The sequence below is a fragment of the Thermosediminibacter oceani DSM 16646 genome (assembly GCF_000144645.1).
Taxonomy (GTDB): Bacteria; Bacillota; Thermosediminibacteria; order Thermosediminibacterales; family Thermosediminibacteraceae; genus Thermosediminibacter; species Thermosediminibacter oceani.
This window is the reverse complement of record NC_014377.1, coordinates 708,864-732,004: the sequence shown is the minus strand read 5'-3', so window position 1 is coordinate 732,004 and position 23,141 is coordinate 708,864. Positions and strand designations below refer to the sequence as shown.

Below are 23,141 nucleotides of genomic sequence, written 5' to 3'. Positions count from 1 at the left end.
GAGTTAATATTTGATGGCGAAATAATAATCAAGGAATTTTTCCAGCCTCAAAATAGCGCTGTACATCACAGGGCCTATAACCGCATTGTAAAGCGCTGAATATACGACTACGGGCACAAAAAATCCTATCTTGTATTCGGGAGTAAGTACCAGCGCAGTCATAAAAAATATAAGGTTGTAAAGCAGCGTTCCCGCGAAAACAAATCCTATGGTAAACATAATTGGACCCTTGAATAAGTCCCTGGTCCCATAACCTACAATATACCCGGTGAGGAACTTTACGAGCGCGCTGAATCCCAGAAATTTACCGTAAACTATATCCTCTATAAGCCCGCTAATCAAACCATAGGCGGCTCCCAAATTCTCGCCTTTTATTAATGCCACACACATTACAAACGTCAGCACGAAATCGGGCTTTACGCTCCCTATTTTAAAAAGCACTCCCAGGGTGGACTGCACGATGATCAATAAAGTTACGATCATCAAATAGATAAACAGCCTCAAAGACTATTCCCTCCCCGGGTCAGCGTTTGCATTTTTTATAACGAAAACTTCTTCCAGTTTGTGAAAATCCACAGCTGGCTTCACTATTGCGTACTGGGTCAGATTATCCGTTTCCTTTTTCACTTCGACTACCTCACCTATGATTATTCCCTTGGGAACTATGCCCCCCATCCCGGAAGTTATCACCACATCTCCCTTAACTATGGATGCATCAGCGGGCAAAAATACCATTTTGGCGTGGCCCGGCGGCGCCGGAGCTATATTCCCCTTAAGGATGCCGTTATCCCTGGTCCTTTGTATCATGGCGCTTACCGACATCCTGTTATCCAGGAGCATAAGCACCTTAGCCCAGTTGTTTCCCACATCTACGGTATAACCCACCAATCCTCGTTCGGTGACGACCGCCATATCCTTCGTGATACCGCTATTCTTTCCTTTATTTATTATTATTACGTTAAACCAGTTGCCCGGGTCTCTGCCGATTACTTCGGCAGCCACCAGGTCGTACTGGGGATTTTTTTCCTTAAATTCCAGCATCCGGCGAAGCCTGGCGTTTTCATCTCTATATTCCAGAAATTTGTGCCTGTATTCCTCAAGCTCCGCCAGCTGTTTTTTCAAGGCCTCGTTCTCCCTCTTCAGGTAAAACACTTCAGCAACCGATTCAATACCATTCCTCACACCGCCGGATATCCAGGAAAATAACTCCTGGGCGGGTTTCAGCAATGAGATGGCGGGACTTTCGATTTTGTTAAATAACAGGCTGTTCCGGGCCGTAATATTTGCGGTAAAGCCCAGAGCAGCCACCACCAATACCAACAAAAAGCTTTTTTTATAACGCCCAAGACGCAGCAAAAATCACCACGTCCTTTAAACGACTTTTTTGGATGATACCTGCACGCGCTTTAAAAGATCCAGTTCTTCAAGGACTTTACCGGTCCCGAGCACGACGCAGTCCATCGGGTTTTCGGCTATATGGACCGGCATTCCCGTCTCCTGGTTTACCAGTTTATCAAGCCCGTAAAGCAGAGCGCCGCCACCGATCATTACTATACCCCGATCCATTATATCTGCGGCCAGCTCCGGAGGAGTTTTTTCCAGCGTGAATTTTATCGCATCTAAGATGCTGCTGACCGGTTCCATGAGAGCTTCCCTTATCTCTTCGGAAGTCACCTTTATGGTCTTCGGCAGGCCCGTTACCAGGTCCCTACCCCTTACATCCATCGCCTCCTCTTTGGGCTTTGGAAAAGCAGACCCTATAGCGATCTTGATTTCTTCCGCCGTGCGTTCACCGATCATGAGATTGTACTCTTTTTTAATGTAATTTACTATTGCTTCGTCGAACTCGTCACCGCCTATGCGGATAGATTTGCTCGTCACTATCCCTCCGAGAGAAATGATAGCCACTTCGGTAGTACCGCCGCCTATATCCACGACCATATTGCCGGTGGGTTCCTGTACTTCAAGCCCCGCGCCTATGGCCGCCGCCATGGGCTCCTCTATAAGGTAGGCCTCTCTGGCTCCGGCCTGAAGGGTCGCATCTATAACCGCCCTCTTTTCTACTTCGGTGACGCCCGAAGGGATGCCGACGACAACGCGAGGCTTCACGAAAGACCGGGTCTTTAAAGCTTTTGATATGAAGTGCTTAAGCATCGTCTGGGTTACGTCGAAATCGGCGATTACCCCATCCTTCAGCGGTCTAATGGCAACTATGTTCCCCGGAGTGCGGCCTATCATGTGTTTGGCCTCTTCCCCTACGGCGAGAATATCCCCCGTATCCCTCTGAATAGCCACCACCGAAGGTTCTCTAAGTACTATTCCCTTTCCCTTAACGTGCACAAGAGTGTTTGCCGTGCCCAAATCTATTCCTATATCTTTCGACAGCGCCCTGAAAAGCCCTAACATGAAAGTACTCCTTTCCTTTTGTTGTTGAATTTATCTATTCATAACAGTCCTTTTTCTTTGAAGCTAACGTAAGACGGATTTCCGATAATTACGTGATCTAAGACATCTATCCCGAGGATCCTCCCTGCCTCCACCAGTCTCCTTGTGATTTCTATATCCTCCCTGCTCGGTGTTGGATCGCCGCTCGGATGGTTATGTACCAGTATTATTGCAGCACTGCTCCTTTTAATGGCAGGTTTAAAAACCTCCCTTGGGTGGACAATAGAAGAGTTGAGGCTACCGATGGAAATATCCTCTACTGATATTACTCGATTTTTCACGTTGAGCAGGATGACCTTAAAGTGCTCCTTTTCCAGAAATCGCATTTCTTCCATTAATAATTTTTTCACATCGGCCGGTGACGATATTACGATGTCATCATTTCTGCAATAGGCGGAAATCCGGCGCCCTAGCTCAACTGCTGCCTTGATCTGTACCGCTTTTGCCAGACCAATGCCCTTTATTTTTGACAGCTCTTCTACGCCGGCCCGGGCCACAAATTCCAGTCCCGCTTTGCCGCCATCGCCCTTTAAGATCCTGTGAGCCAGCACCAGAGCCGATTCGGAAACTGTACCGGTCCTTATTAAAAGGGCCAGGAGTTCAGCATCGCTGAGCACCTCGGCCCCGTAGCGCTGGAAGCGTTCTCTAGGCCTTTCTTCCCTTGGCAAATCCTTAATCGTCAAAGATGACACCGCAATATCCTCCCCGATCACAGCACTTCGACACCAAAGTGTGAAAGCATGGCGCCCAGTTTAAACAGGGGTAAACCCACAATATTATAATAACATCCTTCTATTTTCTCTACAAGCAAAGCCCCTTTGCCCTGTATGCCGTAACCACCGGCTTTATCCATGGGCTCTCCTGTTTTTATATAATTTTCAATTTCACGCGGCGAAAGCTTTTTAAACTTCACCCGGCTTTCCTCGTAATCCGAAATTTTTCCCCCCGAAGCGGTATGTATAACGGCAATGCCGGTATAGACACGGTGCCACCTGCCGCTCAACCGGGTGAGCATCTTTCTCGCGTCGTTTTCGTCCTTCGGTTTTCCCAGTATACTGTCGTCCACCACGACTATGGTGTCGGCACCTATAACAATGCCTTCGCCCGCACGCATAGCCACATCCGCCGCTTTCTGCTCGGCGAGGCGGACAGCTACAAGCTCAGGCGGTCCTGCGGTCAGTGATGTCTCGTCGATGCCGCTGGGAATCACTTTAAAATCAAGCCCCAACTGCGCCAGGAGTTCCCGCCTCCTTGGTGAAGCCGAGGCCAGGATTAACTTTTGAGCCATCTTTATCCCCCGTTACATCCTCTGGTATAAAAGGGCTGCAAGTGATACCCCAAGGACTGCCGCCAGATTGAGGTTCAAATAAAAACCGAAAGTAAGGCCTGCTACGCCCATGTCGAGACTTATCATATCTAAGCCCAGCTTTTTACCATACGAAAGCAGAGGAACCACGCTTTTCAGGGCTTCGCCCAGAACGCTCCCCACAATAGCCCCGGCTAACAGCAGTATTATTAGCAGCGCCGTACTGCGGGTGCGCTTCTTCATGGTTTCATCTCCTTTTTCCGGTCGTCTCAAGCTGGCCAAGATTGATCGCCAGGTTATTCCTGGCAAAACCGGCCGCGAATCCGGTAAAAACTCCAGTCAGCAGGCCGACTACCATAAGGAAAGGCAGGTAGGAAAAAAGACCGAAAGTAGAAAGAATTAAGCTCGCCACCGTCACCTGGGCGATGTTGTGAGTTACTCCTCCGATGATACTGATACCAACGAGGCTGAAAGCGTTTTTAAAATACGTGTAAGCGATTCCCATCATGATAGTGCTGGAAACGGCTCCCGACAAGCTGTAAAGCAGGCTTGACATGGAACCGCCCAGCAGAGACCCTATGAGGCAGCGCAGGATATTTACCTCAAGACCTTCTCTCGTGCCGTACAGAGCTATCGCCAGAAGAGATACGATGTTGGCAAGACCAAGCTTTGCCCCGGGAACGGGAAAAGGTATGGGGATCAGGCTCTCCACTAGGTGAAGCGCCACGCCGCCGGCCACAAGCAGTGACAAGTATATCATTTTCCTGTTTTTAGTCATAATACATCATCCTCAAAAAATCAGCCTCAGAAACTCACGACATCCGGTCCTTCCGGCGACTTTTCGCTTTCTATCTTAACTACAACCCGGTTCGGAAGGCACACGAGCATCTGCCCGGGCCGGGACGCCCACCCCTGTCTTATGCAATCCTTATCGGGACAGTCGGCGGAAACTACCCTGACCCTGTCCCTGTCAACTTCTATGATAAGTTCTCCCAGCACTCCCGGCACCTTCAGCTGAAGTTTCGGTCCATCGCTGCCGAGGGAAATCTTCTGATACTGTCTGCCGTCCACCTCTATCACGGCATAAGTCCTGCCGCCGCCGAACCCATAAATCTGAAAACCGGTAAAAATCGCGACGGCAAACACTAGTACTGATGCAATTAAAATCTTGTCCCCTCTTGTCAGCATAAAAATCGCCTTCCCTAACAATATTTAGTGTACCATTTTATTTAGGTCAAGACAAGTGGAAAATCCCTCTACTCAAAAGACAAAAAAAAGATTTTATGGGGCCTTTTTCAGACCAAGACCCGCATAAAATCTTTAATTTTACCTTTGCACCTCGTAACCGGCATCTTCAATAGCTCTCGTGATCTGCTCAAGAGATACCTTAGAAGGGTCGAAGGACACATCCACCTTGCCATCCTCAACCCTTGCATCCACCTTCTCAATGCCCGGCAGAGCCTTTACCGCGGATTCTACCGCGTGCTTGCAGTGGGAGCACGACATGCCCGATACCTTTAGCGTGATATCAGATCTCCCCGGCCCGTGATTACAGCAGTGAGGCATCTACATCCCTCCAAAAAAAATTTATAAACTACAAAAAGCTTCCTTTTCTATTCTATCTTATTTTATAAAATTTTATAAAGCCAGTCAATAAAACAACCGAACGGAATTGTAAACTTCTTTTATATTTATGGTTGACATTCAATCCCGGTTGCTTTAAAATAGCACTTAGCAATATTCACCTGCGAAAGGAGTCAGTTTATGAACAAAAACCTCGACGTCAGAGAAATCGCCTCCATAGCGCTATTTGCCTCGATTACAGCTCTTTTCGGCTACATTAGTATTCCTCTACCCTTCAGCCCCGTACCCATCACGTTGCAGACCCTTGCTGTCATGCTGGCGGGAAGTGTGTTAACCCCCAAGGCTGCATTTTGGAGCATGACTGTGTTCCTCTTTATGGGAGCTATAGGGTTACCCGTATTCAGCGGTGGTACCAGCGGTCTCGGGATCCTGTTCGGCCCCACGGGAGGCTATCTCATGAGCTGGCCCGTAGCTAGTTACCTAATAGCTTTAATCCTGAAAAAAGTAAATCCCAATCTTGCTACGCTTTTACTTGTAAATATCCTGGGTGGTATAGTAATTGTATATGCCGTTGGCGTTTCATATTTGGCATATATGACCAATATGACCTTAACCGCCGCTATAATGGCCGGAGCACTGCCGTTCATTCCGGGTGATCTTCTGAAAGCAGTCGTCTCCTCGGTACTGGCACTGTCGCTCAGAAAGGCGCTTCAGTGGAAAATTTCCTCGATGTGATTCCCCCCCTAGAAAAAGGACCCATAAAGGGTTCTGTTTTTTTAATTGACACGGCCGGTTTCGAAGTGTAAAATCAAAGTATCATAATCCTATTTGTATACAAGGAATTAGCCCGGGAAGGGGTGAGTTCGGTTGATCCTGCCTAAAGAACAGCTATACAGGTACCTCAGGCACATAATAATGCCCGAGATCAGCGGGCCCGGCCAGAAAAAACTCATCGAATCCACGGGTCTTGTAATTTCTTCGTCTCTTGATTGCGCTTTGCCCTTGCTTTACTACCTCACGGCTGCGGGCATAGGACGTATTTACGTTGCTGCGGAAAAATTTAATCAAGAATTTTTATATTTAAAGGAGAACCTCGAGGACTTAAACCCGGACTTAAAAATAGAGTTTCTAGAGGACGCAACCGCCTTACCAACCGGAGAAAAACTCGACTTCGCAGTTTTTATCAACAATTTTAAGGCTGCAAAGTACTTAAAAGAAATTCCCGCAATCTTGGCAGCAACGCGGCCGTGGAAGGGGTACATGAGGACGGTTAAAAGAGCGGACCTCCTCGACGATACATTACCCGAAACGATAGATGGTGATTATTCAGAGCGTGGTTCAGCCGGAGCCGCCTTTTCCCGCTGCCTCGCCGGAACATTATGCGCCATAGAAGCCGTAAAGCTGTGCCTGAATATGGGCCGTCTGCTCGAGAGTCCTCTGTACTTTGACCTTGACGATATGGAGTTTAAAACCGGTGTATCTTGGAACGAATTTATAAAAGCCGATATTCCGGAACACCCGCTGGAAAAAGAGAAGCTTTCGCGCTCCAAAGTGCTAATAGTCGGAACCGGAGGTCTCGGCTCTCTTGCAGCGCTGGCTCTTACCCTGGCCGGCGTGGGAACCATCGGACTCGTGGACATCGACACCGTGGAAATAAGTAATTTAAACAGGCAGATTCTGCATACCACTTCCAGAATCGGTATGCCTAAAGTTGAATCGGCAGAGATTTTCTTGAAAAAAATAAACCCAGAAGTGAATGTTGTAAAATACCACACCAGATTCGACAGGGAAAACGCTTTAGAAATAATCAAGGACTACGACGTGATAATAGACGGCGTGGACAACCTACCTACCCGCTATCTCTTAAACGACGCTTGCGTCCTGGCCGGAAAACCGCTGGCCGAAGCCGGTGTACTCCGGTTCGAAGGCCTGGGTATGACGGTAGTTCCCGGCGAAGGTCCCTGTTACCGCTGCGTTTTCCCCAAAATGCCACCACCGGGCAGTACTCCCTCCTGCTCCGAAACGGGCGTACTCGGTCCCGTCCCCGGAGTCATGGGGTCCATAGAGGCGGCCGAAGCGGCCAAAATCCTGACCGGGCGCGGTAAGCTTTTGAGCGGAAGACTCTTAATCTTTGATGCAATGGAGCTGGATTTCAAGCTGCCCGATTTAAAGAAGGATCCTGGCTGTCCCGTGTGCGGCCAAAGTCCATCCATAAGAGGCCTTAGCGGTGAATACGATTTTGTCTGTGAAAGAAAAGAAAATAATCTGTGAGAAAGGGGATTGATGTCATGGAAAACAAAATTTCCCGCATAAATGATTCCATTCTCGATCTGATAGGTATGACCCCGATGGTCCGCCTGTCCAGGCTCTCACCCGAAGGCGGCGCCGCCATCGCGGCAAAGCTCGAATCTTTTAATCCCGGAGGCAGCGTAAAGGACCGCATATCCTACAGCATGATCCTGGACGCCGAAAAGAGGGGAATCCTGAGGCCTGGTTCAACTATAGTGGAACCAACTAGCGGCAACACCGGTATAGGTCTTGCCATGGTATGTGCCGTAAAAGGATACCGCCTGATACTTGTCATGCCGGCCTCAATGAGCATAGAACGGCGCAGGCTTTTAAAGGCATACGGTGCTGAATTCGTTTTAACTCCTCCGGAGCTGGGCATGAAAGGAGCAGTAGAAAAGGCTTTGGAACTCACGAGGGAAATAAAGGACTCTTTTATGCCCCAGCAGTTTGAAAATCCGGCCAATCCGGAAATCCACGAAAAAACTACGGCTATTGAGATACTAGAGCAAACCGGAGGCAAGCTCGACGCCTTTGTGGCCGGGGTCGGCACCGGCGGAACCATAACCGGCGTCGCCAGGGTATTGAAGAAGGAAATGCCTCACGTCAAAATAATGGCCGTGGAGCCGGCAGCGTCTCCCGTGCTGTCCGGCGGTAAACCGGGGCTTCATAAAATCCAGGGTATCGGTGCCGGCTTCATACCAAGAGTGCTGGACCTCAATTTGATAGATGAAATAATAACGGTAAGCAACGAAGACGCTTTTTCTACAGCCCGTGAGCTTTCCACAAAAGAGGGAATCCTCGCCGGCATATCTTCCGGAGCCGCGGTGTTTGCTGCCCGGAAGGTGGCAAAAACCTTAAACCCAGAAAACCTTGTGGTAACGGTGCTCCCGGATACCGGCGAGCGCTACTTGAGTGTGGAGGGCTTGTTCCCTTCGGAATAAAAATTATTCAGCAAAAAAAGAGGGACGTTATCCCTCTTTTTTGTTTTCTTTATCCGAAAGTATTTTCTCGGGCACCAGGAGGAACATGGCAATAATAAGGGCTATCAGGCTCAACGAACCCGCTGCCAGCACTACCGGTAAAATACCGTATCTTTCGGAAAACGCATAAATGGGAGGGCCTACCGCCACGCCAAAAAATCTGAGGCTACCGTAGATGCATGTAATTATGCCCCTTCGCTGGACACTGCACGAACCCGTTACCAGAGCATTTACGGGGGTCATTATAAGGCCGACGCCGGCCCCAAGGATTAAGACGGAAAAAAACAGCGGCCAGAACTCCTTGACGAGCGAAAACTGTATGTGTCCCGATACTATCAATATAAGCCCCGCCAGTATAAAGATTTTTAAGCCTTTGTTTTTCCGCTTTTCAAGCAGTATACCCAGTGCATAGGAAAACGAAGCCATAACGAGCACCGGGCCAGCAATAATCAGGCCTTTTTTAAAACCCACCGCATCAAAATTCATTTCAAGTATATCCGAGTAAAGGGAAAGAATGCCAAAAAGCGAAAACAAAGCCGTCATTCCGGCAAAAAAACTGGTAAAGAGGCCTGCAGCTTTTTTATCGAAGATTGCCTTCACTGCGCTGATGTAGTTTTGTAAGGACTGCTTTTTGAATTCGGCCTTTTCTTTAACAAAAAAATAGAGGATAATGCCGACCGGTATGGCAAGGATACCGTAGGCGAAAAAGGGAAAGTACCAGATAATCATTGCTATGCTGGCACCGAGGATGGGGCTTACCACCTTGCCCAACCCGTTGGACGCTTCCAGCAGGCCGAGAGCCTTGCTCCGCTCTTCAGAACTGAAGGTATCACCGACTATGGCCATGGCCAACTGGTAGGTACCCCCGGCACCCACTCCCTGAATTATCCTTCCTGCAAGGATTCCCCAATAGGGATTTTTAAGCAAAATTGAACTCAGCCCCGCCACTATCCCGCCTATACCGTAAATTATCAGGGCAGGAGCCATCACTTTTTTTCGGCCTATCTGGTCGGAAAGCATTCCCGCAAAGGGGATCACAAGGCCTGCTGGTATTGAAAAAGCCGTTATAAAAAGGCCCACCTGAAACTGGTTAATACCTACGGCTTCTTTTATGGCCGGTAATACCGGAATCAACATGGAATTACCGAGAACCATTATAAAAGGAACGAGACATAAAAGGGCAAGCTGGATGCCGGTACTCTTTTTCACTTTTCCTCCGCTCCTTTCAAAACAAACGCCCCTTTTATCATAAAAATTAAATACGGGGCTGAGCTAATTTTCCGTAAAAACCTTTCTGAATAATAGTATTGATAAAAAATGGGGCTGTTATTATTATTTGTTGTAACCCGTTAAATATTGTCTACATATACTGGTATTGAGAATGGCGATAAGGAGGGATTTGAATGAGCGATGTAACCGGAGGCGGCGGCTTCTTCGGCGGTGAACATGATCGTGACCGTGATTGCCGCCGCGACCGCAAGGCTTTTATCGTATTTCTGATATTAATACTTCTCCTGCTGAGCGACTGGTGTTAAAGCCTTAGAGCCGTGCCTTGCGCACGGCTTTTTATTTTTAATATGTAACTGAAATAAACTAGTTTTCATAGTATATTACTGAGACATTTAACGAATTGAAAAATTCTCCCTGGGGGGTAATAATAAATGACAAGACCCGAAAATATGTCAAAAGGCTGTGATGGCATGAGGCTTGCAGAGGCTTATATACCCATGCAGACCTACGGGGAAACTTTCGACCCGAGAACAGCCCTTATGTACGGAACCATATTTCCTGAATTATATAGGCCGTATCGTCCTAAACACGGAAAATCTCATAAGTAAGAATATTTCGGCGAGGTGATATGCGATGCATGATTACGCATCGATGGTTGATATGTTAAGAGAGATCCAGGCATTGGAGTTTGCTGTTTATGACCTGGCCCTTTTCCTTGACACCCATCCCTGTGATAGGAGGGCCCTGGAAGACCGCAACAAACTGGTGAACAGGTTAAGCCAGTTGAGAAAGGTGTTTGAGGATAGATACGGGCCGCTTCGCCTTGACTCCTTCGAATCTCAATTCCCCTATCGCTACATCAACGACCCGTGGCCTTGGGAAATCCACTATTAAGCGGGAGGTGGAAAAAAGATGTGGTTTTACGAGAAAAAACTTCAGTACCCTGCTAATGTAAGGGGCTGCGATTTAGGCATGGCAAAATACCTGTTTGCACAGTACGGCGGTCCGGACAGCGAACTTTCCGCTGCGGTGAGATATCTCACCCAGCGTTATACGATGCCCATACCTCAGGCCAAGGCACTCCTGACCGACATCGGTACCGAGGAAATGGCCCACTGGGAAATTATCGGTACGCTCATATATAAACTGACCGAAGACGCCACACCCGAGCAGATGAGGGAAGCCGGACTGGGGGATCATTTCGCTCAACATGACAAAGCTCTGTACCCCCACGATGCTGCCGGAGTGCCCTGGACCGCAGCCTATATCCAGGCTACCGGCGATCCCATAACCGACCTCCACGAAAATATGGCGGCCGAACAGAAAGCCCGCACCACATACGAACATCTCATTTCCCTCACCGACGACGACGGAGTCATTGCAACGCTCTCCTTCCTCAGGGAACGGGAGGTAGTTCACTTCCAGAGGTTCGGCGAGGCATTGATGCTGGTCAAGGAACACTATGAGCATAAACACATCTTTTACTAACACTCACTTTTATAAAAAATGACCTCTTTTGCCAAAAAGAGGTCATTTTTTAATGCCTATCTCGTTATCAGTCTTAAATTCTGTAGATAGCTGTGAAACATGAATTCTCCCACCAGTATTGTGAAACCGTAAATCAGGAGAGTCATGGGGCTTGTTGTAAATTCCAGCACCAGTTGGTCCATAACCAGCGCCGTCAGTACCCCTAAAAAGCCGTCCCCCACCGAAGCTACCGTGTTACCGTATTTCGGCAACACAAAAAGGTCCCCCAAGACCAGATTGATCACCGTGGTTGCAATTCCCAGGATAATAACGTAAGTCAGAGGGTTCCTCCCTATAATCCCGAAGGCTACCCATGCAAGCACTATATTCATAGCCAGCTTGAAAAGTAATGCAAAAACGTTATTTTTCATATTCATACCTCCCGTTCCTATTTTATCCAGCTAGGATTCTTGATATACAGACCATGTATCTCTTATAACAGACACAAAAAAGAGCCTCTTTTTTTGGTAAAAGAGGCTCCAGCTTGTAGACAAAGCCGCTTTTAGGATGCATAACCTAAAAGCGGCTTTTTGTTGAAGGCGAAGAAAATTTTTAAGAAAAACGAATGTAAAGCGGGGACTGTTGGCGGAAACGTTCCCCGTCTTTTCTTCCATAAAGCCAGCTTTTTTAAATTCATGCATGCGAAAAGAAGCGTGAGGTAATGTCCAACTTTCCTCAAGCCTCGTAGATTTGTATAGCGCATGCCATGCTTTTCCTTCGCATCGGCAAATACCCGCTCGATGGTCTGGCCGCGCATTTTGTATAGTTCTTTACCCCATTGGGTGTGTCTTATATCTTCCGCTATTTCTATGTAATGCTCCCATATATGCCGAGTTATGATTTTTGTGTAATTTTTACTTTTGGTGCACTGTAGGCGCATGGGACATTTACAGCATATTTGGGGGTTGCTCCTATATTCCCGGTATCCCGCCCGGTTGGTGGTGCTGTATTCTAATATTTGGTTGTTGGGGCATATGTAACAATCATAATATTCGTCATAGACGTATTCGCGTTTTTTAAAGTAACCATCTTTGGTCATCGGCCTCTTGTAGGGCATAACGGGAAGCGCTCCTGCCTCAATGATTTCTCTGCATATCCCGGGGGTTTTGTAGCCTGCATCAACCACTACCGCCTCTATTTTAGAAAATTTATCGTTTACTTCTTGAAATAAATCGGAGAATACCTGGCTGTCATGAACATTTCCAGGTGCTATTTTGACACCAAGGACAAAAGTTGTTCCGGTCACAGGCTACAGAAGCTGTGTAGGCAAAGCAGCGCTCTTTTTCCCCTTTTTGAAACATCCCACTTTCAGGATCTGTGGTGCTTACCCTGACTTTTTTAGAGCTATTTTCTCCTTTGTTGTTATCGTCATCATCATCTTCTTCTTCAAAGGGCTTTTTACCGTTTGCTTCCCGTTCGGCGTTGATTTCTTTTAAAAGTTCTTCCTTATATTTTTGAGTCCGTTGCTTAGCGACTTTCTCGATATATTTATTCTTATTGGCACTGGCTTTTATGTGAGTAGCATCGATAAATACTGCATCTGTTTTAACAAACCCGCATTCTATTGCTTCCATCAACACCCGCTCGAATATCTTTTCAAATAGATCACTTTCCTTAAACCGCCGTTCATAGTTTTTTCCAAAAGTTGAAAAGTGAGGTATTTTTTCTTGTAATCCATAGCCTAAAAACCAACGGTAAGCTACATTGACTTCTACTTCTCTGATGGTTTGGCGCATGGAGCGGATTCCATACAATGCTTGGAGCATGAGTAGCTTAATTAACACTACCGGGTCAATACTAGGTCTTCCTGTATTTTCGCTATATAGGTCTTTTACTTCATCATAAATGAAATTAAAGTCGATGCTTTCTTCTACTGCCCTAAGGAGATGGTCTTGAGGTACTAAGCTATCGATGCTTACTAATTCTACCTGCTCTATTATTTCTCGATTTTTCTTCGTTAACATTTCATCGCCCCACAATATTTTTGTATCTTCTTTAATTTTACTAAAAAGCTGATGATTTTTGTACTAGCTTTTGCAAAAAAAGACTGTCGACAGTTACTTTGTCGACAGTCTGGAGCCTCTTTTTTTGGTAAAAGAGGCTCTTTTACACGTCGTAAAAAATTTTTTATAACTTACAGCTCCAATACAATGTAAGTCATTTTGTATTCTTCTTATTATTATTCACCGGGCGTTTTTCCTGAGTTCGGTGTAATTCACAGCAATCCATCTTTTTACCGCCAAATTCTTTTTCATTGACCTTAGCTAAATTCTCCAGAAACCTTTTAAGCCATCCAGCCATTATAACACCCTCTTTCAAGGTTTAAATCTCTTCAACCTCAGGGCGTTGGTCACCACCGAAACCGAGCTGAAAGCCATGGCGGCTCCCGCTATTGCGGGGCTTAAATACCCGAGAGCAGCAAACGGGATACCAACAGTGTTATAGATAAAAGCCCAGAACAGGTTTTGTTTTATATTTCTCATGGTGGCTCGGCTGAGTTTTATGGCAGTCACTATCCCTTTCAAATCACCGCTCATGAGCGTTATATCCGCCGCCTCGATAGCCACGTCGGTGCCTGTGCCGATGGCTATTCCGACATCAGCAGCCGCAAGCGCCGGGGCGTCGTTGATGCCGTCCCCAACCATGGCGGTGATTTTACCTTGCTTCTTTAGCTTTTCCACCTCTTCTGCTTTATGCTCGGGAAGTACCTCGGCCAGGACATTTTCTATTCCCACCTGCCGGGCTATGGCCTTGGCGGTGCGCTCGTTGTCGCCGGTTATCATCCAAACTTCGATACCCATTTTCTTCAACTCGTCGATGGCTTCTCTAGAATTTTCCTTTACAGTATCGGCTACTGCCACGATGCCCTCGAGAACCCCATCCATGGCCATTATCATCGCGGTCTTGCCTTCGTTTTCAAGCTTCGACAGCAGGTCCTCTATGCCTTCCGTCGGAATATTTTTGGTTTTCAGGAGCCTGCGGTTACCCAGGATAACTTGCCTACCTTTTATTTTGGCATATATGCCGTGGCCGGGTATAGCCTCGAAACTTTCAGGATCGGAAAGTTCAAGCCCGCTTTCTTTGGCTTTATTTACGATGGCCTCACCCAGAGGATGTTCGGAATTTTTCTCTGCTATAGCCGCAAAACTTAAGATTTCCTCTTCCCCTAAATTTCCGGCCGGAATAATATCGGTTACTTCCGGTTTTCCTTTGGTAATGGTTCCCGTCTTGTCGAGTACGATCGCCCTGATCCTATGGGCCCTCTCCAGATGTTCACCGCCCTTTATAAGCACCCCGAGTTCGGCGCCCTTTCCAGTTCCCACCATAACTGAAGTGGGCGTCGCAAGCCCCAACGCACAGGGACACGCTATTACAAGCACCGCTACTGCGTTTATGAGTCCTGCAGTAAAGTTGTCAAATACAAAATACCAGACCGCAAAAGTGATAAGGGCAATGGCGATAACGGCGGGAACGAAAACCCCCGATATCCGGTCAGCAAGTTTTTGAATCGGTGCTTTCGACCCCTGGGCTTCCTCCACCAATTTCACGATCTGGGCAAGCACGGTGTCCTTGCCAACTTTAGTGGCTTTAAACTTGAAGGTGCCCGTTTTATTTATGGTAGCACCTATTACTTCGTCCCCTACCCTTTTCTCCACGGGGATACTTTCGCCTGTGAGCATGGATTCATCCACAGAAGAATAACCTTCTATGATAACACCGTCCACCGGTATCTTCTCACCGGGCCTTACCACTACGATATCCCCTACTTCCACCTGTTCCACGGGTATCTCCATTTCTTCGCCGTTTCTTATCACCCGGGCAGTCTTGGCCTGCAGGCCCAGTAATTTTCTGATGGCCTCCGACGTTCTGCCTTTGGCTACGGCCTCCAGGTATTTGCCCAGGGTAATGAGAGTGATGATAACCGCCGACCCCTCAAAGTAAAGGTAGTTGTGAATCATTTCCATGGGAAGGGTAAAAACATTATACAAGCTGTAAAAATAAGCTGCCGTAGTGCCCATGGCTATCAGCACATCCATATTTGCGGACCCGTTCTTCAGATTATGATAAGCCCCCCTATAATACCTGTAGCCTATTATAAACTGCACGGGGGTAGCAAGCACTACTTGTAACCATGGATTTGCAAGGATACCTCCATGCAAGCCCATGACGCTGAAAATCATCGTCATGAGTAGGGGGGTCGTAAGAATAGCCGAAATTACCACCAGCCTGCCTAAAGACCGAATCTCTTTCTCTCTTTCCTGTTTTTCCCTATCCACATCCATTTCTGTCTTTTCGTAGGCGTCGTAACCTATGTCCCGAATAACTTTGATGAGGTTTTTTACATCGGTCAAACTGCTTAAATACTCGATCGTAGCGGTCTCGGCTGCGAAATTCACCGATGCTTTCAAAACTCCCGGAGCCCGGGATAGTACCTTTTCGATGCGGGCTGCGCAAGAAGCACAGGTCATATTCTTCAGCCCCAGTTCCACTCTGTCGGCTATGACGTCATAGCCCAAATCCCTTATTTTCTGTACAAAGTCCGCAATCGAAACCTCTCCGTGATCATAGGTGATGCTCGCCTTTTCAGTCGCAAAGTTTATATTTACTTCCTGCACTCCATCCATCTTTGAAAGGGCTTTTTCAATACGGGCTGCGCAGGAAGCACAAGTCATCCCTTTTATAGTTAGCGCTATATTTTGCGCTGCTTTCTCAATAGCTTCCGCCATATTTTATCCCCTCCTCACTTCCTTGAATAATATACCCCATAGGGGTATCATAATTCCATTATATTCTTCAGTGAATAAAATGTCAACATTTATTTATAGTATCTGCTGATTAAAGAAAGTAATGCTCCCGTCACATCCATATATCCCGGATGAAGAAAGTTAATAGAAAATAAGCGGTAGCGCTTAATAAAAAAGAATAAGTAAAACCGAAAAGCCCCGCAATTCCAATAGCTGAGGTAGAACCCAACAATGAAGCAACGCCGTTTATCCCCCACATCAACGGTTTTAATGAAGGTTTACCAACTGCCGGACCCTTTCTATTCCCGCTAGGAAGAAAATGCCCATAGGAAAACCGATGGGATCAAGATTAAAGCTATAATTGCCAGCTTAAAATAAAAGGATTCCCCGAGGATACCTGGAAAACACAGACTTCATAACATTTTTGTCGGGGGTCTTTTTAACAGGATATTGACACATAGAGACAAAAATGATAAAGTAAAAAAGACGTTATACCCCATAGGGGTATATTTACTCGTGAAGGAGGTGAAAATATGGCTATCGATCCGGTATGCGGTATGAATGTAAATGAGAATGATGCTGTTGCCACATCTACTTACAATGGCCAAACCTACTATTTCTGCTCCAAACACTGCCAAATAGCTTTTGACAAGAATCCTGAAAAATATCTGAAAAACAAAGAAGATAAAGGTCATCATCACTGCTGTTGTTAGTTTTAGTGATAATCGATGAGAATAGACGGAATGTGAAAAATACACAGACGACCGGCTATGTGATGGGCACAACTTTATGGCAAATAGTTGCCATTGATGAACTTTGTTCCTAATAAAATAAGCACCAAAAAAATAAGCACCGATTCTAGGTGCTTCAGCTTGTAGACAAAGCCGCTTTTAGGATGCATAACCTAAAAGCGGCTTTTTGTTGAAGGCGAAGAAAATTTTTAAGAAAAACGAATGTAAAGCGGGGACTGTTGGCGGAAACGTTCCCCGTCTTTTCTTCCATAAAGCCAGCTTTTTTAAATTCATGCATGCGAAAAGAAGCGTGAGGTAATGTCCAACTTTCCTCAAGCCTCGTAGATTTGTATAGCGCATGCCATGCTTTTCCTTCGCATCGGCAAATACCCGCTCGATGGTCTGGCCGCGCATTTTGTATAGTTCTTTACCCCATTGGGTGTGTCTTATATCTTCCGCTATTTCTATGTAATGCTCCCATATATGCCGAGTTATGATTTTTGTGTAATTTTTACTTTTGGTGCACTGTAGGCGCATGGGACATTTACAGCATATTTGGGGGTTGCTCCTATATTCCCGGTATCCCGCCCGGTTGGTGGTGCTGTATTCTAATATTTGGTTGTTGGGGCATATGTAACAATCATAATATTCGTCATAGACGTATTCGCGTTTTTTAAAGTAGCCATCTTTGGTCATCGGCCTCTTGTAGGGCATAACGGGAAGCGCTCCTGCCTCAATGATTTCTCTGCATATCCCGGGGGTTTTGTAGCCTGCATCAACCACTACCGCCTCTATTTTAGAAAATTTATCGTTTACTTCTTGAAATAAATCGGAGAATACCTGGCTGTCATGAACATTTCCAGGTGCTATTTTGACACCAAGGACAAAGTTGTTCCGGTCACAGGCTACAGAAGCTGTGTAGGCAAAGCAGCGCTCTTTTTCCCCTTTTTGAAACATCCCACTTTCAGGATCTGTGGTGCTTACCCTGACTTTTTTAGAGCTATTTTCTCCTTTGTTGTTATCGTCATCATCATCTTCTTCTTCAAAGGGCTTTTTACCGTTTGCTTCCCGTTCGGCGTTGATTTCTTTTAAAAGTTCTTCCTTATATTTTTGAGTCCGTTGCTTAGCGACTTTCTCGATATATTTATTCTTATTGGCACTGGCTTTTATGTGAGTAGCATCGATAAATACTGCATCTGTTTTAACAAACCCGCATTCTATTGCTTCCATCAACACCCGCTCGAATATCTTTTCAAATAGATCACTTTCCTTAAACCGCCGTTCATAGTTTTTTCCAAAAGTTGAAAAGTGAGGTATTTTTTCTTGTAATCCATAGCCTAAAAACCAACGGTAAGCTACATTGACTTCTACTTCTCTGATGGTTTGGCGCATGGAGCGGATTCCATACAATGCTTGGAGCATGAGTAGCTTAATTAACACTACCGGGTCAATACTAGGTCTTCCTGTATTTTCGCTATATAGGTCTTTTACTTCATCATAAATGAAATTAAAATCGATGCTTTCTTCTACTGCCCTAAGGAGATGGTCTTGAGGTACTAAGCTATCGATGCTTACTAATTCTACCTGCTCTATTATTTCTCGATTTTTCTTCGTTAACATTTCATCGCCCCACAATATTTTTGTATCTTCTTTAATTTTACTAAAAAGCTGATGATTTTTGTACTAGCTTTTGCAAAAAAAGACTGTCGACAGTTACTTTGTCGACAGTCTGAAGCACCGATTCTAGGTGCTTATTTTTTAACTCAAAAAAATGCCTGCGCCAGAGAGTGCAAAATGTTTAAAGATGCCCACTGTCAGCAGTGTGCTGATACCTGCCGCCAATGTGCTCAAGAATGCAAAAATTTAGCGAATATGTAATAACAAAGAGGCGCCTCAAAAAAGGCGCCTCTTTAATCGTTCTCCATAAAATCAGGTCTTGTTCAGATCTTCCTTTATCTTTTCAAATTCCTCTTTCGTTATTTCTCCCGCGGCATAGCGTTTTTTGAGGATGTCCAGCGGTGTTTCAGTGAAATTTCGCTTTTCCGATGCCCCATTGATGGGAATTAACTTTATTAATCTGAATATAAAGTATATCACTGCCGCACAAAACAATACCCACAGGAACATCCCCAGATACATTATCAAGCCTCCATCGTAACCCCAGCCGGGGTAAAACCAGTGCATCATTTATGCTACCTCGCTTCCGTTCGAAATAGAGCAAAAAGATTTAAGATAAAAATGAAGTACATTTTGACTCAGGATTATTATTCCCTAATATACATGATAAATATGTTGTGGAATTATCTAAGCTAATCCCAGGGATTTACATGCTTTTCTTCTTTTATACGCCAAAATCCAGGTGTGAGTCCGAACTTAATCCCTCTTAAGCGCATAATCTCCTCCTGCTTTCTTATCAGACATTAAGAAAAAGGAGGCTTAACAGCCTCCATTTTGTCTACCCTCTGAAAGAATTGGCACACTCTTCACAGCAAAAATAATAAGTTTTTCCGTTTATCTGCCTGGTGATGGCGTTCTTTTTCGATACTCTCATACCGCAAACAGGGTCTACGGCATATTCGCCATTACCATCTGTCCTGTGATGGTTATGACCACCGGCATAGTAACCTCCGTGCCCGCCATGGCCTCCGCAGCACCCGCCTCTTCTTATCATGAAAAAAAGCAGAGCTGCTCCGATCAACAGCAATATAATATCCGAAAAATCCAAATTAATCTCTCCTTTCGCCATTTATGATGCATTCTTCGTCAACTTCCCGGCACTTATAAAATGGCTAACCAAAGAGCTGCCCAATATAAGAATCAAACTAACCCACTGGGCGATGGACAGGGGACCAATCATTATACTCTCCCTGAAGAATTCTATAAAGAACCGGTAAACGGAATACAGCAGCATGAAATTCAAAAACAGTTCCCCATCGTATCGAATCATTTTTCGGCGCTTCCAGAGAATATAAAAAATGATTAAGGCGGATAATGCGGAATAAAACTGTACCGGATGCCTGGGTATCCCGTCCACCGTCACCGCCCATGGTACTTTTGCAGCCTTTCCATAGATATCGCATCCTATACGTCCTATGGAATACCCGAGAGCCAGGCCGGGAGAAACCACGTCAGACAGCTTAAAAAAGGACACCTTTTTGTATCGGGCGTATATTATCCCAGCCAGCAACCCACCGAGTACTGCTCCGTGAAAAGAAAGCCCCCCTTCGGATATATGCCAAATCATGCTCGGATTTTTTATATAATATGGCAAGTCCAGCAACACGAAAAGGAGCCTGGCACCCACAAATCCTGCAATGACTATTACCTGGACAAAGTTTATTATTTCGTCTTCTTTTATCCCCTTTCTACGGGCCTCTCTCATAGCTATATATAACCCCGCCAGAAGGCCCAGAGCTGTAAAAAATCCCAATTTATAGATGTTAAAGGGGCCTATTCTGAAAAGTACTCCCATTTATCTCCCTCTTTTCACATGCCCACAGGCAACCTGAACGGCAGAATCTTGTATAAAATCCCCGTTATCTTTGTAAAGTTACCGGTCAATATGGCAATTCCTAAAACTGCCATTGTAACTCCCAGTACCATCTGCGGAATTCTGGTCTTCATAAAACCCTTCAATTTATCAAAGTATTTTTCAAAGGCCAGAGCCAGGACAAGATATGGTATTGCAAGTCCTATGGAAAAGATAAACATCAGCATCATTCCCTGTCCGGCGGCGGTCATAGTTCCCGCCAGCATCAGAAACGAATAAAGAGTTGGTCCTATACAGTGGGAACAGGCTACGGCAAAAAATATTCCCACCAGGAATGCCCGCAAATAGCCCAGGGGTGGTAGTTTCAGGTTTAAGAGTTTGGGGTTGATATGAAAGGACGGCATATTCGTCGAGCCGAGCATTCTAAGACCCACTAAAACTATAAACGCACCGCCCAAAATATTTAAGACTCTTATATTTTCCTTTATCAAACTCCCGATTGTACCAGATGCCCCACCGGCCAGGGTAAACACCAGCGTAAAGGCGGCCACAAAAAAGAGGGTGTTTGTTAATATTTTTTTCTTCAGATGCCTAGGATGAACCGATTTCAGTTCTTCTACGCTCATCCCGGTAATAATCGAAAAATATACGGTCACCATGGGGATCAGGCACGGGGAAAAGAAGGATAAAAGACCTCCCAGAAAGGACAGGCCGTATAAAGTAATCAGCGAACTCATGTGGTACTCTACCTTCCCCAGTCTGTTTTATCCCACCGGTACTTCCTGTCCGGGACTGCAGCAATGCCTCTGAGGTTCAACTCAATATAATCGGTATTTTTGTCAAAGATGCCGTTGTTTTTAACCCTTAAAATTCCGCTCCGGTGATGTCCGTTCTCCTCAATGGGCTCCCATTTAAATCCATTTTCTACAGTTATCTTACCGTTGGTCAGTACAGACAGTTTTTCAATTTCGTAAGAAGTCAGATCTACGGTGTGAGTATTTAAAGCGACGTAAAATAGAAGATCCTTCTCATCGGGTTTCAGTATGTTCAGGAAAGCCACATCGACGGTCACGGCGCCTCCTTCGGTGCGCCGGGTTATGGTAAAGAGCTGACTCTCGGATATACCCTCCAACGGATCTTCTTCGGGTAAGGGTTTTGATTCGGTTAATTCTTCGGGTAAGGGGTCTGATTCGGTTAATTCTTTGGGTGAGGGTTTTGATTCGGTTAATCCATTTTTAATATAAAAAAAAGCTAATGCCGCAAGAATCACAGCTAAGACCACTAGCCAGGTGCCGTATTTACGCATCTTCCTTCAGCCCCCCCACTTTATCACTGTTTGATTTTCCGCCCTCGTGGCACGAACGGTCATGCCCGCCGAGGATGCCCATCATCATGAATACGTGCATCAGCGGACACAGCAATATAAATGCATAACTGAAAATATTTCCGGATGCGCCGAACTTCCTTGCCAAAAGTGCAACCGCTACGAGCATAAGAACGCAGCACAACGACATCATTAAAGCGTGAAGCAGACCCCGATTATTTTTGTTCATAAAACCACCAACTTTCACATACCCCTACGGGGTTTAGGTTATTTCTGTATATATTTTAGTTTAAAAAAACCTTAAAAGTCAATTGCTTTTAGAGCATTTTCATAAAATCCTCACAAATCTCCGGCTTATTGTATCGCCGACAGGATATCTTCTTTTAAGTCCTCTACATTCTCTATACCCACGGAAAGTCGCACCAGGCTGTTTTTTATGCCCCGTTTTATGCGCTCCTCCTCGGGTATGGAAGCATGGGTCATGAGGGAAGGTATACTAATAAGGCTTTCCACTGCTCCCAGACTTTCTGCCAGGGTTATGAGCTTCAACTTGCGCACCATCCGTTCGGCCATTTCCCCCGACTCCATCTCGAAGGAAATCATACCGCCGAACCCACCGGCCTGATTTTTGTGAATTTCATGGCCCGGATGCTCGGGAAGGCCCGGGTAATAAACTTTTTTCACTTGCGGTAGGGTACCAAGCCAGCGGGCGAGTTCGTTTGCATTTCGCTCGTGGCGTTCCATCCGGACTCCCAGCGTCTTTATCCCCCTCATCAACAGCCACGAATCGAAGGGGCCTAAAACGCCACCGGTGGAATTTTGGATAAAGTGAAGCTTCTCCGCCAGGTCAGGGTCCTTCACTGCCACAAGGCCTGCCACTACGTCGCTGTGCCCGCCAAGATATTTTGTGGCGCTGTGGACCACAATATCGGCCCCCAGCACCAGCGGCTTCTGCCAATAAGGCGTCATGAAGGTGTTGTCGACGACGAGCAGAAGCCCCCGGTCTTTGCACAATTGGGCCACAGCTTTTATGTCGGTTATCCTGAGAAGGGGATTGGTAGGCGTTTCAATAAATACAGCCCGGGTATTTTTCTTGATTGCTTTTTCTATATTTAATACATCCGAGGTATCGACGTAGGAAACCTCAAGGCCCGATCTGGAAAAGACTTTGCTCAACACCCGGTAGGTCCCTCCATAGACGTCCTCCGAGACCACCAGGTGATCTCCTGCGGAAAAAAGCGACAGTACCGCTGAAATGGCGGCCATTCCTGAAGAAAAGGCAAATCCCCTCATACCTTCCTCCAGGCTCGCTATTATGTTTTCCAGAGCCTCTCGGGTCGGATTCCCTGTGCGGGAATACTCGTACCCCAGGTGTACCCCCGGACCTTCCTGCCTGTAAGTTGAGGTCTGATAAATCGGAAAGCTTACAGCCCCGGTCCTTTCATCCATTTCAAAACCCGTATGGAGAACTTTTGTATCGGGCTTCACGG

30 protein-coding genes and 1 pseudogene are annotated in these 23,141 nt (G+C 46.1%); 9 read left to right on the top strand and 22 right to left on the bottom strand.

The window, feature by feature from the left end; all coding sequences use genetic code 11:
* Window positions 1–3 precede the first annotated feature (3 nt).
* From mreD to copZ, 9 genes are all read right to left on the bottom strand, one after another.
* Window positions 4–504 (bottom strand): rod shape-determining protein MreD, encoded by a 501-nt coding sequence (gene mreD / locus TOCE_RS03700; RefSeq protein WP_013275554.1) that lies wholly within the window; start codon window positions 502–504, stop codon window positions 4–6.
* Window positions 505–507: 3 nt separating this feature from the next.
* A complete protein-coding gene (mreC, locus tag TOCE_RS03695) occupies window positions 508–1,356 on the bottom strand; it encodes a rod shape-determining protein MreC (RefSeq protein WP_013275553.1) in 849 nt (282 codons plus the stop codon).
* A gap of 15 nt (window positions 1,357–1,371) precedes the next feature.
* Window positions 1,372–2,406 carry a rod shape-determining protein gene (locus tag TOCE_RS03690; RefSeq protein ID WP_013275552.1) on the bottom strand — a complete coding sequence of 345 codons (1,035 nt, stop codon included), beginning with the start codon at window positions 2,404–2,406 and terminating at the stop codon, window positions 1,372–1,374.
* Between the two features lie 38 nt (window positions 2,407–2,444).
* On the bottom strand, window positions 2,445–3,137 hold the full coding sequence (gene radC / locus TOCE_RS03685) for a RadC family protein (protein WP_041423849.1): 693 nt from the start codon (window positions 3,135–3,137) through the stop codon (window positions 2,445–2,447).
* Between the two features lie 17 nt (window positions 3,138–3,154).
* The gene (locus TOCE_RS03680) at window positions 3,155–3,733 is read right to left on the bottom strand and encodes a Maf family protein (RefSeq protein WP_013275550.1); all 579 of its coding nucleotides are present in this window, start codon (window positions 3,731–3,733) and stop codon (window positions 3,155–3,157) included.
* Between the two features lie 12 nt (window positions 3,734–3,745).
* Window positions 3,746–3,994, bottom strand: coding sequence for a DUF4321 domain-containing protein (locus TOCE_RS03675; RefSeq protein WP_013275549.1), 249 nt, complete (start codon window positions 3,992–3,994; stop codon window positions 3,746–3,748).
* A gap of 4 nt (window positions 3,995–3,998) precedes the next feature.
* Window positions 3,999–4,529: a Gx transporter family protein gene (locus TOCE_RS03670; RefSeq protein WP_013275548.1), complete on the bottom strand. Its 531-nt coding sequence runs from the start codon at window positions 4,527–4,529 to the stop codon at window positions 3,999–4,001.
* Between the two features lie 26 nt (window positions 4,530–4,555).
* Window positions 4,556–4,939: a NusG domain II-containing protein gene (locus TOCE_RS03665; RefSeq protein ID WP_013275547.1), complete on the bottom strand. Its 384-nt coding sequence runs from the start codon at window positions 4,937–4,939 to the stop codon at window positions 4,556–4,558.
* 138 nt (window positions 4,940–5,077) lie between these two features.
* A complete protein-coding gene (copZ, locus tag TOCE_RS03660) occupies window positions 5,078–5,317 on the bottom strand; it encodes a copper chaperone CopZ (protein WP_013275546.1) in 240 nt (79 codons plus the stop codon).
* Window positions 5,318–5,515: 198 nt separating this feature from the next.
* On the opposite strand from copZ, the gene TOCE_RS03655 reads away from it, so the two are divergent.
* The 3 genes from TOCE_RS03655 to cysK all read left to right on the top strand — a co-directional run bounded on the left by TOCE_RS03655 (window position 5,516) and on the right by cysK (window position 8,565).
* On the top strand, window positions 5,516–6,070 hold the full coding sequence (locus TOCE_RS03655; RefSeq protein ID WP_013275545.1) for a biotin transporter BioY: 555 nt from the start codon (window positions 5,516–5,518) through the stop codon (window positions 6,068–6,070).
* Window positions 6,071–6,202: 132 nt separating this feature from the next.
* The gene (locus TOCE_RS12085; protein ID WP_013275544.1) at window positions 6,203–7,606 is read left to right on the top strand and encodes a HesA/MoeB/ThiF family protein; all 1,404 of its coding nucleotides are present in this window, start codon (window positions 6,203–6,205) and stop codon (window positions 7,604–7,606) included.
* Window positions 7,607–7,623: 17 nt separating this feature from the next.
* Window positions 7,624–8,565 carry a cysteine synthase A gene (gene cysK / locus TOCE_RS03645; protein WP_013275543.1) on the top strand — a complete coding sequence of 314 codons (942 nt, stop codon included), beginning with the start codon at window positions 7,624–7,626 and terminating at the stop codon, window positions 8,563–8,565.
* Window positions 8,566–8,592: 27 nt separating this feature from the next.
* Here the strand turns inward: cysK and TOCE_RS03640 are convergent, their stop codons facing one another.
* Window positions 8,593–9,813, bottom strand: a complete 1,221-nt coding sequence (locus tag TOCE_RS03640) for an MFS transporter (protein WP_013275542.1) — start codon at window positions 9,811–9,813, stop codon at window positions 8,593–8,595.
* Between the two features lie 194 nt (window positions 9,814–10,007).
* On the opposite strand from TOCE_RS03640, the gene TOCE_RS12745 reads away from it, so the two are divergent.
* The 4 genes from TOCE_RS12745 to TOCE_RS03630 all read left to right on the top strand — a co-directional run bounded on the left by TOCE_RS12745 (window position 10,008) and on the right by TOCE_RS03630 (window position 11,322).
* The gene (locus TOCE_RS12745; RefSeq protein WP_013275541.1) at window positions 10,008–10,139 is read left to right on the top strand and encodes a hypothetical protein; all 132 of its coding nucleotides are present in this window, start codon (window positions 10,008–10,010) and stop codon (window positions 10,137–10,139) included.
* Window positions 10,140–10,265: 126 nt separating this feature from the next.
* Window positions 10,266–10,442 (top strand): spore coat associated protein CotJA, encoded by a 177-nt coding sequence (locus tag TOCE_RS11870; protein ID WP_013275540.1) that lies wholly within the window; start codon window positions 10,266–10,268, stop codon window positions 10,440–10,442.
* Window positions 10,443–10,467: 25 nt separating this feature from the next.
* Window positions 10,468–10,728, top strand: a complete 261-nt coding sequence (locus TOCE_RS03635) for a spore coat protein CotJB (protein ID WP_013275539.1) — start codon at window positions 10,468–10,470, stop codon at window positions 10,726–10,728.
* 18 nt (window positions 10,729–10,746) lie between these two features.
* Entirely contained in the window at window positions 10,747–11,322 is a 576-nt protein-coding gene (locus tag TOCE_RS03630) for a manganese catalase family protein (RefSeq protein ID WP_013275538.1), read from the top strand.
* A 56-nt stretch (window positions 11,323–11,378) separates the two neighbouring features.
* Here TOCE_RS03630 and TOCE_RS03625 read toward each other — a convergent pair whose 3' ends face one another.
* The 4 genes and pseudogenes from TOCE_RS03625 to TOCE_RS03615 all read right to left on the bottom strand — a co-directional run bounded on the left by TOCE_RS03625 (window position 11,379) and on the right by TOCE_RS03615 (window position 16,088).
* Window positions 11,379–11,732: a DUF2512 family protein gene (locus tag TOCE_RS03625; protein WP_013275537.1), complete on the bottom strand. Its 354-nt coding sequence runs from the start codon at window positions 11,730–11,732 to the stop codon at window positions 11,379–11,381.
* Between the two features lie 131 nt (window positions 11,733–11,863).
* Window positions 11,864–13,325, bottom strand: a pseudogene (locus TOCE_RS11865) (IS1182 family transposase).
* 193 nt (window positions 13,326–13,518) lie between these two features.
* Window positions 13,519–13,662 carry an LDCC motif putative metal-binding protein gene (locus TOCE_RS12275; RefSeq protein WP_013275536.1) on the bottom strand — a complete coding sequence of 48 codons (144 nt, stop codon included), beginning with the start codon at window positions 13,660–13,662 and terminating at the stop codon, window positions 13,519–13,521.
* Between the two features lie 14 nt (window positions 13,663–13,676).
* Complete coding sequence (locus TOCE_RS03615; RefSeq protein ID WP_013275535.1) at window positions 13,677–16,088, bottom strand: heavy metal translocating P-type ATPase; 2,412 nt, start codon at window positions 16,086–16,088, stop codon at window positions 13,677–13,679.
* A 551-nt stretch (window positions 16,089–16,639) separates the two neighbouring features.
* Between TOCE_RS03615 and TOCE_RS03610 the strand changes: the two genes are divergently transcribed.
* Entirely contained in the window at window positions 16,640–16,819 is a 180-nt protein-coding gene (locus TOCE_RS03610; protein WP_013275534.1) for a YHS domain-containing protein, read from the top strand.
* 177 nt (window positions 16,820–16,996) lie between these two features.
* On the opposite strand, the gene TOCE_RS03605 is transcribed toward TOCE_RS03610, so the two are convergent.
* A complete protein-coding gene (locus tag TOCE_RS03605; RefSeq protein ID WP_425358462.1) occupies window positions 16,997–18,457 on the bottom strand; it encodes an IS1182 family transposase in 1,461 nt (486 codons plus the stop codon).
* Between the two features lie 51 nt (window positions 18,458–18,508).
* On the opposite strand from TOCE_RS03605, the gene TOCE_RS12890 reads away from it, so the two are divergent.
* Window positions 18,509–18,715 (top strand): four-helix bundle copper-binding protein, encoded by a 207-nt coding sequence (locus TOCE_RS12890; RefSeq protein WP_083768465.1) that lies wholly within the window; start codon window positions 18,509–18,511, stop codon window positions 18,713–18,715.
* Window positions 18,716–18,766: 51 nt separating this feature from the next.
* On the opposite strand, the gene TOCE_RS11855 is transcribed toward TOCE_RS12890, so the two are convergent.
* From TOCE_RS11855 to TOCE_RS03570, 7 genes are all read right to left on the bottom strand, one after another.
* Entirely contained in the window at window positions 18,767–19,024 is a 258-nt protein-coding gene (locus TOCE_RS11855; RefSeq protein ID WP_013275533.1) for an SHOCT domain-containing protein, read from the bottom strand.
* A gap of 268 nt (window positions 19,025–19,292) precedes the next feature.
* Window positions 19,293–19,562, bottom strand: a complete 270-nt coding sequence (locus TOCE_RS03595) for a YHS domain-containing protein (protein ID WP_223156836.1) — start codon at window positions 19,560–19,562, stop codon at window positions 19,293–19,295.
* Window positions 19,563–19,583: 21 nt separating this feature from the next.
* On the bottom strand, window positions 19,584–20,309 hold the full coding sequence (gene lgt, locus TOCE_RS03590) for a prolipoprotein diacylglyceryl transferase (RefSeq protein ID WP_013275532.1): 726 nt from the start codon (window positions 20,307–20,309) through the stop codon (window positions 19,584–19,586).
* Window positions 20,310–20,323: 14 nt separating this feature from the next.
* Entirely contained in the window at window positions 20,324–21,064 is a 741-nt protein-coding gene (locus tag TOCE_RS03585) for a cytochrome c biogenesis CcdA family protein (RefSeq protein ID WP_013275531.1), read from the bottom strand.
* Window positions 21,065–21,072: 8 nt separating this feature from the next.
* Entirely contained in the window at window positions 21,073–21,633 is a 561-nt protein-coding gene (locus TOCE_RS03580; RefSeq protein ID WP_013275530.1) for a hypothetical protein, read from the bottom strand.
* The gene (locus TOCE_RS03575) at window positions 21,626–21,880 is read right to left on the bottom strand and encodes a DUF2933 domain-containing protein (RefSeq protein WP_049817896.1); all 255 of its coding nucleotides are present in this window, start codon (window positions 21,878–21,880) and stop codon (window positions 21,626–21,628) included. The genes TOCE_RS03580 and TOCE_RS03575 overlap by 8 nt, the downstream gene beginning before the upstream one ends.
* A 125-nt stretch (window positions 21,881–22,005) precedes the next feature.
* On the bottom strand, window positions 22,006–23,139 hold the full coding sequence (locus TOCE_RS03570) for a bifunctional cystathionine gamma-lyase/homocysteine desulfhydrase (protein WP_013275528.1): 1,134 nt from the start codon (window positions 23,137–23,139) through the stop codon (window positions 22,006–22,008).
* Between the last annotated feature and the right edge of the window lie 2 nt (window positions 23,140–23,141).